Below are 13,484 nucleotides of genomic sequence, written 5' to 3'. Positions count from 1 at the left end.
TCTGGGGCAAGCTCGAGCGCCTCGATAAAAACGTCGTCGGAAGCCTCGTGATCAACGTAGAGCCCGCACACGTCGCGCGCGTGGAGGAGTTTATCAAAAACGCGGGCGTGATCTACGAGATCGTAAGCGAGGATGAGATCAAAGATCACGCTCTTTCGTAGGCGTAAAATTTTATCTTTTTACTATCGCCTAAGGCATCGGGCAGTGCGGCATTGTCGCCTTTCTCGGTCGTTAAATTTTACCTTTTGCGGCCCGCTGCGCGCTTGGGCGAATTTGCGATTAAATTTAAACAAGATTCAAGCGGCGCAGCTATCTCTTTTGCGGCTAAATTTAAATAAACTACTAGCTTAAGCGCGGCTCGGCATCATATTAGACTCGCTTTTACCGCCGAGCTAAATTTAAGGTCAAATTTAAAGCGTAACCCCCAATTCACCGTAGGCTCGCCGCAGAGAATGCTTTCAAATTTAAACCCCGCCGCTATGTTTAAATTTAGCGGTACCTGCCTCTAAATTTCACGTCCATTTCACTTTTATAAAGTATAATTCGGCAAATCTTTTTTAAGGAGTATGTAATGAAAAAACTTACTTTGTTTGCGCTTAGCGCGCTATTAGCCGGCACTTTTGCCGTAGCCGCCGATATGAAAGGCGAGATGATGGAGGCGAAAAAAGACGTCAACAGCTCCATGAGCGATATGAAAGGCGACATGAAGGAGATGAAAGACGAGATGAAGGATATGCACAAGGATGTTATGAAAGAGGGCAAACAGATGAAGGATGAGATGAAAGGCGAAATGAAAAAAGAGATGAAAAAGGGGATGTAGTGAGTAAAATTTTGCTCGTAGAAGACGACGAGACGCTTTGCGATCTCATCGGCGAATATCTAAAGGACGCAGGCTTTGACGTGTGCGTTTGCAGCGACGCTCAAAGCGCCGCAGATCTTGCGTACGAGCAAAATTTCGACCTATTTATCTTTGACGTGAAAATCCCCAAAGGCGACGGATTTTCACTTTTAAAAGAGCTGCGCAAGAGCGGCGATCGCACCCCTGCGATATTCGCCACGTCGCTAAATACGCTTGATGATCTTGAGGTCGGTTTTAAAAGCGGCTGCGACGACTATCTCAAAAAACCGTATGAACTAAAAGAGCTGATGCTGCGCGTTAATTCGCTCATAAAGCGAAGCTTTAGCCACAATTTCGATGATTTCGTGGCCGTAGGCGACGAGTTTAAATTTTATTTTGCAAGCAAAGAGCTACGCAGATCGGGCGTGCCCGTCGCGCTTTCAAACAAAGAGCGCGAGCTGCTGGCACTTTTTTTACAAAATAAAAACAGACTTTTGAGCAAGGATGAAATTTTCTCCGCGATCTACGCTTTTGATGAAACGCCGAGCGAAGAGGCGCTGCGAACTTATATCAAAAATCTACGCCGCGTCCTAGGCGAAGAGCACATCATAAATCGCCGCAACGCAGGGTATCTGTATGTCTGAAAAGACCGCTTTAACGCTTAAAATTCTATCTTTGTATCTCATTTCAAGCGCGCTGTTTTTGGGATATTTTTTCAAAATAAATTACGAGATGAACGAATCCGCGCTGCTTTCGCAACGCGTCAAAGAGCTCAAAGAGATCAAGATGATGATCTATATGAAAGCAAGCATGGACGGGCTGGGCTCGCTGGCGGACTTCGAGCGTGAAAAGAGCGTGAGCGCGTGTATTTTTAAGCCAAGCTCTGATGAAATTTACGGCTGCGGCGGCGAACTCGGCGCTCTTGATAAAGCAAAGCTGAAAGGGGAGTTCGTCCTAAACGGCAGGCTTGGAATTTATGAGAATCTGCAAAATATGGAGGAGCGAAACGCCTTTTCCAAGGCTAAAATCATCCTGCTCGGAAGTAGCGTGCAGGGCGAAATTTTAACGCTTCGTATCAAAACCGCAGCGATGATGATAGCGCTTTTGGGCGTGATTTTAGCCGTGGCGTTTTATCTGGTGCGGCTAGGCACCAAGCCGCTTTACGATAAGATTGACACGCTCAATCGCTTCATCAAGGATAGCACCCACGAGATCAACACCCCGCTTAGCATCATCTCTATGAGCGTCGAGACGATGCGGCACGCGGAGCTTGGGGAATACAACGCCAAGCGTGTCTCCAATATCGATCTAGCCGCCAAGACGCTTTCGCGCATCTATGAGGATCTGGTGTTTTTGACCTTCGGTATGAAAAAGGAGGGCGAGATTAGCTCGATCGATCTAAAAAGCCTCGTCGCTTCGCGTTGCGAATACTTCGCGCCGTTTATTCAAAAGCGCAGGCTTAGCCTTAAAACCGATCTTTCGGATGCGAGCATGAACGCAAACGTCTATGAAATTTCGCGCCTGATCGACAATCTGCTAAGTAACGCCGTAAAATACGCAAACGCAGGCGGCTACGTGGATGTGCGGCTAAGGCGCGGCGAGCTAGCGATCTCAAACAGCGGTGAGGGGATCGATAGTAAAAAGGGCGGCGAAATTTTCAGGCGTTTTGCGCGTTTTAACTCAAGCGAGGGCGGCTTTGGCATCGGGCTTAGTATCGTAAGCGAGGTCTGCAAAAAATACTCTTTCGATATCTCCTACGATAGCGTGCCGGGCGAGATAACGACCTTCCGCCTTACATGGCGCGAATAAAATTTTAAAATTTAGTGAAATTTTAAAATTTAAAAGCGGCCGCTTGCAGTTTAAATTTAATCGTCGCTCGGCAGCTTGTCGTTTTTATTCCGCGATATATAAAGTCCGTGAGCGATCTTGGATATAAAAAGCGTAATAAAAATGGTCGCAGATGAAAAAATATCCCCGCGACCGACATCCAGCCAAACAGGCTCTCTCTGCTTTCAAATTTCGGGAATGTCCGTCCGTTACCTACTCTGTGCGAGATGCCGTTTACGGCAAAATCGGCGGTAAAGTAATCGCTCACTCCTAAATATCCTATAAATATGCCGAAAAAATAGAGCAGCTGCGTCTTTACGTCTCCCAGTTCCTTCTTTCCGTATAAAAACAAGCTTGTCGGTATAAATATCCAGCTTATTACAAAAAATCCCGCGAGGCTGATCCATAATACCGCGACGTAAAATTCCGCAAGCTGCGTATACGGACTTATTTTGCCGATCGCGGCGATGTTTGGAAAAAACTGCTTCATAAATTTAACGAAGTCCGCGCATGCCGCGCTTGCGTCTAAAATATTTTCGGGCAGCACGAATACGCTAAGCGCCGTGATCGCAAACAGCGCAAAAACCGCCGCGTAAAGCCGCCCGAAAAATTTAATAAATTTCGTATTGGGATACGGCTGTATGCTCTCTATCTCCACTTTTATATCCATTTGGCGCCGTTTCCTTTTAAATTTACTCTTTGCCTAAATTTTAAAATTTCAAATTTTTATTGATCGTATCTACCGTGGCTTCGGCGATCGCTAGCTCCTCGTTGGTAGGGATCACGAGCGTTTGTATCTTACTGCCTGCCGCGCTTAAATTTCGGATTGAGCCGGTATTGTTGTAATTTTTCTTTGGCTCTATTGCGATGCCGATATGAGCGAGCCTCTCGCAGACATTTTCTCTAAAATGCGGCGCATTCTCGCCGATACCGCCCGCAAAGATCACCGCGTCCACGCGCCCGAGCACGGCGTAATACGCCCCTATCATCTTAACGACGCTGTAAACCAGCATCTCAAACGCGAGCTTTGCGCGCGGCTCGCCGCTCTCCATCTTTTCATAGACCTTTCGCAGATCGCTTGCGCCGCAGATGCCCAGAAGTCCGCTTTTTTTGTTCATTATGGCGTCCATATCCTGCGCGTTGTAGCCCGCGACGCGCTCGATATATGGGATGATCGCGGGATCGATCGAGCCGCATCTGGTGCCCATAATGATCCCCTCAAGCGGCGTTAGTCCCATCGAGGTGTCGATGCACTTGCCGTTTTCTATGGCGCTCACGCTCGAGCCGTTGCCCAGATGCAGCGTGATAGCGTTAAATTTATCATATTCTATGCCTAAAAATTTCGCCCCCTCTTGCGAGACGAAGCCGTGCGACGTGCCGTGCGCGCCGTAGCGACGAACCTTGTATTTTTCGTAAAATTCATACGGCAGCGCGTACATATACGCATACGGCGGGATGCTTTGATGAAATATCGTATCGAAAACCGCTACGTTTGGAATTTTAGGGGCTATTTTGAGGCAGGATTTGATGCCTGCTAAATTTGCGGGATTGTGTAGCGGCGCAAGCGGCGCAAGTTCGGCGATTTTAGCCATTACATCCTCATCTACGAGAGCGGGAGCATCGAAATAATCGGCGCCTTGAACGATGCGGTGTCCGATGCCGCCCACCTCAGAGAGGTCTTTTATCGCGCCGTTTTGCTTTAAAAGATCGATCGCCATCGCGATCGCGGTCTCGTGATCGGGGATATTCTCGCCCTTTACTTCGGCGAACTGCCCGTTAACGCAGTTAAGACGACCGTTTGCGTGCGTCGAGCCGATCTCTTCGATGAGTCCGCTTGCGATGCAGGCGTGGTTTTTTATATCGTAGAATTTAAATTTAACCGAGCTCGAGCCGGAATTTATGACTAGGATATCCATTTAATTATCTCCTGCTTGAATTGCGCTTATTAGGATGGTGTTTACGACGTCTGCAACCTCGCAGCCGCGGCTTAGATCGTTTATCGGCTTTTTTAAGCCCTGCAAAATCGGCCCGATCGCGATAGCGCCTGCGGTGCGCTGGACGGCCTTATAACAGATATTTCCGCAGTTAAGATCGGGAAAGATAAATACGTTCGCGCGTCCTGCGACCGCGGAGCCCGGCATTTTTTTCTTAGCAATCGCGGCATCGACCGCGGCGTCGAATTGTAGCGGCCCGTCTATCAAGAGCTCTGGTGCCTTTTCGTGCGCTTTTTGTGTCGCCGTTTTGATAAATTCCACGCTATCGCCGCTGCCGCTATCGCCGCTTGAGTAGCTTAGCATCGCTACGCGCGACTCAAGCCCGAACGCCTTTGCGGTCGCGGCGCTTGAGATCGCGATACCCGCCAGATACTCCGCGCTCGGGCTCGGCGCCACTGCGCAGTCGGCAAAAAGCAGAGCTTGCGTATCCAGGCACATTATAAACGCGCCGCTGACGCTTGCGATGCCGGGCTTTGTCTTGATGATCTGAAGTGCGGGGCGGATCGTCTCCGCGGTAGTCGTGCTTGCGCCGCTTACCATCGCATCGGCTAGCCCTTCATACACGAGCATCGTGCCGAAGTAGGTGCGATCGCGAACGAGATCGCGCGCCTGAGCCTCGCTCATACCCTTTACCTTGCGAAGCTCATAAAGATCAAGCGCAAATTTTTCTAAGCTCGCATCCGTCTGCGGATCTAAAATTTTAACGCCGCTTAGATCAAGACCTAGCTCGCGCGCGTTTTTTTGCACTTCGTCCTCGCGCCCTAAAAGGATCAAATTTGCCGCTCCGCTTTGCTTTATGATCGCAGCCGCGCGCAAAATTCTCTCGTCGTCGCTTTCGGGCAGCACGACGGTTTTAATGTTCGCGCGAGCCTTGGCATAGAGCGAGTATTCAAATTTTATCGGGGTTAAAATTTCACAGCGCGTGGAATTTGCCGCGTCCGTGAAGTAGCTTTTATCGGCAACGACTTTATCGAGCTCTATCGCGCCGCTTTGGCAAGCGGAATTTTCGTCGTGAAATTTTGCGCCCTTTTCGCAGGCAGAATTTTTACCGTAAAGCTCCGATTTTTTAGAATTTGCACCCTCTTGCGCAGGTCTTAGCGCGGAAAATGAAATTTTATCCTCATATATGCTGGCAAAGCTTACCGCTTTTGCTGCAGCGATTGTGCGCTCGCCGATGCGCGCGGCAATTTCGTTAGGATAAAATCCGCAAACGGGGATATTTAGATCCTTGGCGATTTGTAAATTTAGCTCGCGCATATCGGCTCCCGCCGCGCCGCGAACCAGCACGAAATTACACTGCTTTAGGATCTGCGCAAAGCGCTCTATCGCCGCCTTTCGCACGCGCTCATCCTGCCCGTCCGCTAGCGCTCTTTCAAGCTCGCTTCTGCCAAAAAGAGCATTTTCTCCCGCAATGCAAAGTTGCAAAACGTTGTGAAAGCTCATGGATAAAATTTCGTCTAGTTTTTTTAGCTCGGATTTGTAGGCGGCAGGCTCGTTGCATAGCAGCAAAATTCCGTTCATTGATCGATCCTTTTAAATGAGATGGGCAATTGTAGCAAAATTTTGCTTGTGTGTTAATCAAAGATTTATAATGAGGGTTTAGAATTTGATAACTTTCAACAAAGGAGTGGCTATGAAAAATTTAGTGATTTTGGCTCTTTTTGTGAGCCTTGCCTTGGCAAAAATCAATATAAACGAAGCTAGTCGCTACGAGCTGATGACGATCGGCGGGCTTGATGCGGGCAGAGCGGATATGCTGATCAAATATCGCGAAAAGCGCGAAATTTCAAGCGTCGATGAGCTAAAAATTATCAGCGGCTTCGCAGGCTACGATACCACCAAACTACAACAAAGCTTTGAAATGTCTGCTAGAGTTTATACGCAGCAGCAGGAGCAGCCCGTTCGCGACGTAGTTGTGATCGAAAAGACCCGCACCCGCACGGTTTACGGAGGTTCTACTTACAGACGCGTGGAAAATTACGGAAACGGCATTACTATTACCGAAACCGGCACTTTTCCGCCGCCTCCTCCGCGAGGGCATGGTAGGCGCGGCGGCATGATGCCTCCTCCCCCGCCACCGCCTCCTGGTGGTATGATGCCCCCTCCCCCGCCACCGCCACCTGGTGGTATGATGCCGCCACCTCCCCCGCCTCCTGGCGGCATGATGCCTCCTCCGCCTCCACCACCTCCGCCGCCGCATGGAGGGATAAAACCGCCTCCACCGCCTCCACCCGATGACTATCACCACAGAAGCCATAGCGGTACGGGCTCTGGTGAGGCAAGTGGGGGCTCTCGCCGTAATGTTCCGGTGCCTATGCATATGGGAACGATCCGCTCGAAAAGATCCAGCAGCACCACAAGCTTCGGCAATTGCGATCCGCAAAGCGGCGACTGCGTTAGTGTCGGTGTGCAATAGGGTTTTTAAAATTTAATTTTACGCGGGCGGAATTTTAGAATTTTATAATCGAGATTCCGCCCGTCCTAAATTTACGGCTAAATTTTAAAATTTTGTAGCAATGGAATTTAAAATTTACGCAGGTATTGCTTCGCGCTACGATAAAACTCCAAAAGATTTTGTGAATTAAATCCAAATCTAGCGCGGCAAAATTTCAAACTAAAATTCTGCGTTAAAACCGATGCGTCGAGTTTTGTCGCGATAAAATTCCACATTTTAAAATTTTAAATTTCAAAATCTCATCTGTTTTAAATTTATGGCTAAATTTTAAAATTTTACTTTTCTACCATCGTTAAATTTAGAAATTTCGCTCCGCTTATTCCGTCATTAAATTTAAAATTTCACTCGATCCGCCGCCTTAAATTCGTAAAATTTATATACAAAATAATATAATCACAAAATTATTCCAACGAAACAGGATGGGCGTATGAAAGAAATTAGCGGATCGCAGATGATCGTGGAGGCGTTGCGGCAGGAGGGGGTCGAGGTTGTTTTCGGCTATCCCGGCGGCGCGGCGCTAAACATATACGATGAAATTTACAAACAAAAATACTTCAGACACATTTTGGTGCGCCACGAGCAGGCCGCGGCGATGGCTGCGGACGGATACGCGCGCGCTAGCGGCAAGGTCGGCGTGGCGTTCGTCACGAGCGGTCCTGGATTTACGAACGCGCTTACGGGGCTTGCTACGGCGTATAGCGATAGCATCCCGATCGTGCTTATCAGCGGTCAGGTGGCGACCTCGCTTATCGGCACCGACGCCTTTCAAGAGATCGATGCGATTGGAATTTCACGCCCCTGCGTCAAACACAACTATCTAGTTAAAACGATCGAAGAGCTGCCTAGAATTTTAAAAGAAGCCTTTTATATCGCTCGCAGCGGCAGACCTGGACCCGTGCATGTCGATGTGCCGAAGGACGTGACGGCGAAGCTGGGCGTTTTTGAATATCCTAGCGAAATCAAGATGCAGACTTACAAGCCGAATTATAAGGGAAATTCTAAACAGATCAAAAAAGCCGTCGAGCTAATCGCAAGCTGCAAAAAGCCTATCCTCTACATCGGAGGCGGCGTTATCAGCGCGGGTGCAAGCGAGCTGGTGCGCGAGCTTAGCGAGTTTGCGCAGATCCCTGTCATTGAAACCCTTATGGCGCTGGGGGCTATGCGAAGCGATGATAAAAACCGCCTCGGTATGGTAGGAATGCATGGCAGCTACGCCGCAAATATGGCGCTTAGCGAGTCGGATCTGATAATCTGCTTGGGCGCGAGATTTGACGATCGCGTCACCGGAAAGCTAAGTGAATTCGGCAAAAACGCAAAGATCATCCACGTCGATATCGATCCTAGCTCGATCTCAAAGATCATAAACGCGGATTATCCGATCGTGGGCGATGTGAAATCGGTGCTAGAGGAGATGCTGCCGCGCATTAAAAGCGAGGTCAGCCCTGCAAATTTCGAGCAGTGGCGCGAGCTTATCCGCAAATACGATGAAATTCACCCGCTTAAATTTAACGACAGCGATGAAATTTTAAAGCCGCAGTGGGTTATCCAAAGTACCGCAAAAATCGCGGGCGAGGATGCTATCATCGCTACGGACGTGGGGCAGCATCAGATGTGGGTCGCGCAGTTTTATCCGTTTTGCAAGCCGCGCACTCTGCTAAGTAGCGGCGGGCAGGGCACGATGGGATACGGTCTACCCGCAGCATTGGGCGCGAAGGCCTATGCGGGAGATAGACCGGTTATAAATTTCAGCGGTGACGGCTCGATTTTGATGAATATCCAAGAGCTGATGACTGCTAGCGCGAGCGGCCTAAACGTCGTAAATATCGTATTAAACAACAATTTCTTAGGCATGGTGCGGCAGTGGCAGAGCCTATTTTACGGGCAGCGTTTCTCATCGACCGATCTTAGCTCGCAGCCCGATTTCGTAAAGCTTGTCGAGGGCTTCGGCGGCGTGGGCTTTAGCGTTAGCACCAAAGCGGAATTTGAAGATGCGCTAAAGCAAGCTCTTGCTAGCAAAAAGGTGAGCGTTATCGAGGCTAAGATTGATCGCTTCGAAAACGTCTGGCCGATGGTGCCCGCAGGCGGCGCGCTTTATAATATGATTTTTGAGCAGGAGTCGTAAAAATGAATAGCATAAGAAGAGTAATATCGGTCGTCGTTACCGATGAGCACGGCGTTTTGTCGCGGATCTCGGGGCTTTTTGCGGGGCGCGGCTATAATATCGACAGCCTCACCGTTGCGCCGATCCCAAATACTGGTCTATCGCGCCTTAGCATCGTTACTTCGGGCGACGAGCGCGTCATAGAGCAGATCACTAAGCAGCTTCATAAGCTAATCCCCGTCTACAAGGTCATCGATGATGCAAAATTCGTCGAAAAGGAGATGGTTTTGGTAAAGATCGCGCTGGGCGAAAATTTAGCAGGGCTTGACGCCGTTTTAAAAGCCTACAACGGTAGCATCGCAAACAGCGACGACAGCAAGATCGTCATCATGGCGTGCGACGACGCAGACCGCATCGACGGCTTTTTAAAGACGATAAAAAAATACAATCCGATCGACGTCGTCCGCGGCGGCAGCGTCGCGCTGGATATGTAAGCGGCGATAAAATTTAATCAAAGGAGCGCAAATGAAATTATCTAAAATTGCTGAAATTTTAAATATAGAGCTTAGTGGGGCGGACGCGGAGATTACCGCGATAAATTCGCTTCAAAACGCAAGGCAAAGCGAGCTGAGCTACTGCGATAGCGACAAAAACGAGAAATTTTTATCCGCCACCAAAGCGGCCGCCGTATTGGTAAAGTGCGGCACCGTAACCCCAAACGGCGTGCGAGCGCTGGAGTGCGAAAACCCGCACCTGGCCTTTGCGATCTTAAGCGCGTATTTTGCCAAGCCCCTCATTCGCAAGGGTGCGCCCGCAAAGATCGCCGCTAGCGCGCAGATCGGGCAGAGCGTGCATATCGGCGTAAATTCCACGATCGGCGAGGATTGCGTCATTTTAAGCGGCGCGTATATCGGCGATGATGTGCATATCGGAGACGGCTGCGTGATCCACGCAAACGCCGTCATCTACAATGACACGATCATCGGCGAGCGCTGCGTGATCCACGCAAACGCCGTCATCGGAAGCGACGGCTTCGGCTACGCGCACACCAAAACGGGCGAGCACGTTAAAATTTATCATAACGGCAACGTCGTGCTGCAAGACGAGGTTGAGATCGGCGCGTGCACGACGATCGACCGCGCGGTGTTCGGCTCGACGATCGTTAAGCGCGGCAGCAAGATCGACAATCTCGTTCAGATCGGGCACAACTGCGAGCTAGGGCAAAACTGCCTCATCGTCTCTCAGGTGGGGCTTGCGGGCTCGACGACGCTTGGGCGCAACGTCGTGATGGGCGGACAGAGCGGCAGCGGCGGGCACGTAAGCGTAGGTGATTTCGCTCAGATCGCGGCGCGCGGTGGCATAAGTAAGGATCTGGCGGGCGGCAAAAACTACGCAGGGCATCCTATAATGGAGCTTAGCGAGTGGTTTAAGCTGCAGGCTAAGATCGTTAGATTTTTTAGAGATAAAAAGCGGGACTAACCGCTGGCGCTATTTCGGCGCAGTTATGATCGCTGCGGCGGTAAATTTTGCTAGTTCATCGGCAAAATTCTGTCCGCGCTTTTTTTGCCGTACAGGCGCGCGAGAGTGAAATTTTGCCAGGCAAAGATTTTATTCGCACACTCTGTCGCTTTGCAAACGGCGTGATATGAAACGAAAAGGTGTTTGCGGCGACAGCGCCCGTATTCGCTCATATCACGAGGTATTAGAATTTAGCGCGCATAAGAATTAAAATTTAATGCAGATGTGTCCGCGCTCTTTTTTGATTGCGCCTTGTCTTATTTGCACCATGGACGCTAAATTTAATGGTTTTGCTTGCGCGCAGTATCTTTCAAGCGCCGTCAAAGGGGTAAAATGCTAAAAATAGATATGCTAAATTTTCTTCGCTCGGGCGAGTTTGCAGGCGTAGGAAGCGGCTTGAGCTGCGCGCAGATCGCCTCGATGTTTGGCCCTGCGGACGCAAGCTTTAAGAGCGCTGGAGCTGAAATTTTAAAATACGGCGCCTTTGAGTTTCACTTTTTTCAGGACGAAATTTTTATGATTTTTTCGGATCATTTTAGAAGCGAGCCTCTGGATTTCGGCGGCGGCAGGGCGCAGCAAATCGAAATAGAGCCTTGGATATTTAGCGGAGCCCCTATTGATCTTGCGACCGTAAAAAGCGCTTTAAATCGCGAGCGGATCGAGTATCACGAGCGCGAAACGGATGATGGTTTAGAGATAGGCTTAAACAGCGGCGTTACGCTTGCGTTTGAAAGCTTAAGCGGGTTGGGCGAGCCGCGCGGATACGAGCTTGCCGCATTTTGGATAAAATTTTAACCGGAAAAGCGTGGGCGAAATCTAGGTAACAAAGTAAAATTTAGCCGAGTGAAAATAAGCGGCCGCTTGGGTAAAACTTGACCGAAAATAGCAAAATTGCGCGGATGAAATTTAATGAGCAAGGATTTAGGCGAAATTTTAACGCAAAACCCGTAATTACCCATAAATCGGCATTGTGAGCACTTGTGCATCTATATCGCAGGCTTTGTTTATTCGCGCTGTATGTTTGCTCATCTATCTCACAAACGTCCTACTGGGTTCATTCTGCGCTAGCTCGAGATATTTTTTAAAATTTCAAAGCAGGATTTGATTAAAATTTAATAAAACTCGCCAAAGGCAATCGATCCGGAGGCTGAAAGATCTTCAAATAGATCTTAAATTATATTCACTTGATAAAATTTTTTAAAACATTATTAGTATTATTTTATAAAAACTATTGATTTATTTAACCCACTTTTGATAAACTATCGCATCAATTTTACCGCAAAGGAAACACAGATGGATCAAAATTCCCCCCTATATAAGGTGCTTAATTGCCTGTCCAATTCGCAAAGCATATTTGTAAATTGCATAAGGTTTGCAATTTTCGTCGTCATGATCTGGATAGGCGGCCTAAAAGTCGTGCAGTATGAGGCGGACGGCATCGTGCCTTTCGTCACGAACAGTCCGTTTTTCAGCTATCTGATGAAAAATAAAGACGTAGTCGACAACGGCAAGGGCAAAATGGTCGCGGAGTATAATCTACACAAAAACCCCGAAGGCTTGGTCGTGCCGGATAATATCAAATGGCATAAATCAAACGGCACCTACACGGCTTCTTACATTATCGGCGCGACGATTTGCTCGATCGGCATCTTGATGCTGCTTGGCATATGGTTCCCAAAAATTGGCGTCGTAGGCGGACTTTTGACCTTCGGTATGGCTATCGTTACGCTATCGTTTTTGATAACGACGCCCGAAACTTGGGTACCGAATTTGGGCAATCCCGCTCTCGGTATAACAGAGAGCCCGAACCACGGCTTCCCGTATCTCTCGGGCGCGGGCAGGCTGGTGATAAAAGATTTGATAATGATGTGCGGCGGTTTGATAGCGGCTGCGGATGCAGCTAAAAGGTGGCTACAAAGTCTTTCGAAGTAAATTATAAAGCTAAAATTCTACCTCGCGGCGGGCGCAGGGCTAAATTTAAATTTTACCGCCGCGAGCGCTAAATTTAACGCTCCGGCAGTTTTGTCTATAAGCTAAAATACGCAGCATTAAATTTCGCCGTTGCGCTTCGCAATGCGCTAATCTGCGGTCTAATTTTCTTTGAAGCAAAAGAGCTTAATTGTGGCCGCCTCTCTAAATTCTCCGATTTGCTCCTCGCGGCGTCTTAATTGAGCGCGATGTAGCCCGTGCTTTTATGCGACGATGTGAAATTTTGTAACAAATATAGATTTAAAAGCCGTGCTCGCATAAATTTTGCAGTCAAATTCGGTGCCGACGGATGCGCTGAAATCTGCACCGATAGGCGCGGATAGGCGCAGGTAGGAGTTCTGCATTTTGGAGATTAAATACCCTCTCGGTCAAAGCCGGTCGAGCTGTTTTTGAGAGTCACATATCGATAGGCGCTTGTAAAAAATTTCAAAGCAGGAGGCTGATGCGTGATTGGGTATTGCTCTGTGCAGATATTGGAGGGCACGATCAAAGCGACGAATTTAAAAAGAGAACCTACTTTTTTATTAGAAAATTTAGCCCAAATTTAGGGCTAAATTTCACGTGCTTTCTAATTTTTCTCGGCTAATTTTTTCTCGATAAGTTTTAAAATTTCATCCGCGCTTACGCTCTGCCGCTTTAGGCCTGCACGGGTGATGAACTCGACGCTTCCTTCCGCTAGGGCCTTGCCCGCGAGCACTGCGTACGGAAAGCCCATCAGCTCGAAGTCGTTCATCTTCACGCCGAAGCGCTCTGCGCGATCGT

13 protein-coding genes are annotated in these 13,484 nt (G+C 48.8%); 9 read left to right on the top strand and 4 right to left on the bottom strand.

The window, feature by feature from the left end; translation table 11 throughout:
• The first annotated feature begins 571 nt into the window (after nucleotides 1-571).
• Genes Q0438_RS08310 through Q0438_RS08300 form a run of 3 tightly spaced genes read left to right on the top strand, consistent with a single transcriptional unit; the run spans nucleotide 572 to nucleotide 2,647 of the window.
• Entirely contained in the window at nucleotides 572-820 is a 249-nt protein-coding gene (locus Q0438_RS08310; protein WP_299190068.1) for a hypothetical protein, read from the top strand.
• On the top strand, nucleotides 820-1,482 hold the full coding sequence (locus Q0438_RS08305; protein ID WP_299190067.1) for a response regulator transcription factor: 663 nt from the start codon (nucleotides 820-822) through the stop codon (nucleotides 1,480-1,482). The genes Q0438_RS08310 and Q0438_RS08305 overlap by 1 nt, the downstream gene beginning before the upstream one ends.
• Complete coding sequence (locus Q0438_RS08300; protein WP_299190066.1) at nucleotides 1,475-2,647, top strand: HAMP domain-containing sensor histidine kinase; 1,173 nt, start codon at nucleotides 1,475-1,477, stop codon at nucleotides 2,645-2,647. The genes Q0438_RS08305 and Q0438_RS08300 overlap by 8 nt, the downstream gene beginning before the upstream one ends.
• A gap of 22 nt (nucleotides 2,648-2,669) precedes the next feature.
• Here the strand turns inward: Q0438_RS08300 and Q0438_RS08295 are convergent, their stop codons facing one another.
• Genes Q0438_RS08295 through pta form a run of 3 tightly spaced genes read right to left on the bottom strand, consistent with a single transcriptional unit; the run spans nucleotide 2,670 to nucleotide 6,180 of the window.
• A complete protein-coding gene (locus Q0438_RS08295) occupies nucleotides 2,670-3,335 on the bottom strand; it encodes a hypothetical protein (RefSeq protein ID WP_299190064.1) in 666 nt (221 codons plus the stop codon).
• Nucleotides 3,336-3,375: 40 nt separating this feature from the next.
• Nucleotides 3,376-4,581 carry an acetate kinase gene (locus tag Q0438_RS08290; RefSeq protein WP_299190063.1) on the bottom strand — a complete coding sequence of 402 codons (1,206 nt, stop codon included), beginning with the start codon at nucleotides 4,579-4,581 and terminating at the stop codon, nucleotides 3,376-3,378.
• Nucleotides 4,582-6,180 carry a phosphate acetyltransferase gene (gene pta, locus Q0438_RS08285; protein ID WP_299190061.1) on the bottom strand — a complete coding sequence of 533 codons (1,599 nt, stop codon included), beginning with the start codon at nucleotides 6,178-6,180 and terminating at the stop codon, nucleotides 4,582-4,584. It abuts the gene before it with no gap.
• Between the two features lie 112 nt (nucleotides 6,181-6,292).
• Between pta and Q0438_RS08280 the strand changes: the two genes are divergently transcribed.
• From Q0438_RS08280 to Q0438_RS08255, 6 genes are all read left to right on the top strand, one after another.
• Nucleotides 6,293-7,075 (top strand): helix-hairpin-helix domain-containing protein, encoded by a 783-nt coding sequence (locus Q0438_RS08280; RefSeq protein WP_299190060.1) that lies wholly within the window; start codon nucleotides 6,293-6,295, stop codon nucleotides 7,073-7,075.
• Between the two features lie 466 nt (nucleotides 7,076-7,541).
• On the top strand, nucleotides 7,542-9,236 hold the full coding sequence (locus Q0438_RS08275; RefSeq protein ID WP_299190058.1) for an acetolactate synthase large subunit: 1,695 nt from the start codon (nucleotides 7,542-7,544) through the stop codon (nucleotides 9,234-9,236).
• A 2-nt stretch (nucleotides 9,237-9,238) separates the two neighbouring features.
• Nucleotides 9,239-9,709: an acetolactate synthase small subunit gene (gene ilvN / locus Q0438_RS08270; protein WP_297882007.1), complete on the top strand. Its 471-nt coding sequence runs from the start codon at nucleotides 9,239-9,241 to the stop codon at nucleotides 9,707-9,709.
• Between the two features lie 31 nt (nucleotides 9,710-9,740).
• Nucleotides 9,741-10,694 carry a UDP-3-O-(3-hydroxymyristoyl)glucosamine N-acyltransferase gene (lpxD, locus tag Q0438_RS08265; RefSeq protein WP_299190056.1) on the top strand — a complete coding sequence of 318 codons (954 nt, stop codon included), beginning with the start codon at nucleotides 9,741-9,743 and terminating at the stop codon, nucleotides 10,692-10,694.
• Nucleotides 10,695-11,066: 372 nt separating this feature from the next.
• The gene (locus Q0438_RS08260; protein WP_299190054.1) at nucleotides 11,067-11,528 is read left to right on the top strand and encodes a hypothetical protein; all 462 of its coding nucleotides are present in this window, start codon (nucleotides 11,067-11,069) and stop codon (nucleotides 11,526-11,528) included.
• Between the two features lie 498 nt (nucleotides 11,529-12,026).
• Nucleotides 12,027-12,665: a DUF417 family protein gene (locus Q0438_RS08255; RefSeq protein ID WP_299190053.1), complete on the top strand. Its 639-nt coding sequence runs from the start codon at nucleotides 12,027-12,029 to the stop codon at nucleotides 12,663-12,665.
• Nucleotides 12,666-13,290: 625 nt separating this feature from the next.
• On the opposite strand, the gene Q0438_RS08250 is transcribed toward Q0438_RS08255, so the two are convergent.
• Nucleotides 13,291-13,484: His/Gly/Thr/Pro-type tRNA ligase C-terminal domain-containing protein (locus tag Q0438_RS08250; protein ID WP_299190052.1), on the bottom strand; the 194-nt coding region annotated here is incomplete at its 5' end.

Source organism: uncultured Campylobacter sp., from assembly GCF_938030785.1.
Taxonomy (GTDB): domain Bacteria; phylum Campylobacterota; class Campylobacteria; order Campylobacterales; family Campylobacteraceae; genus Campylobacter_B.
Note: the sequence above shows the minus strand (reverse complement) of the source record. Positions and strands in the feature narration are given on the sequence as shown.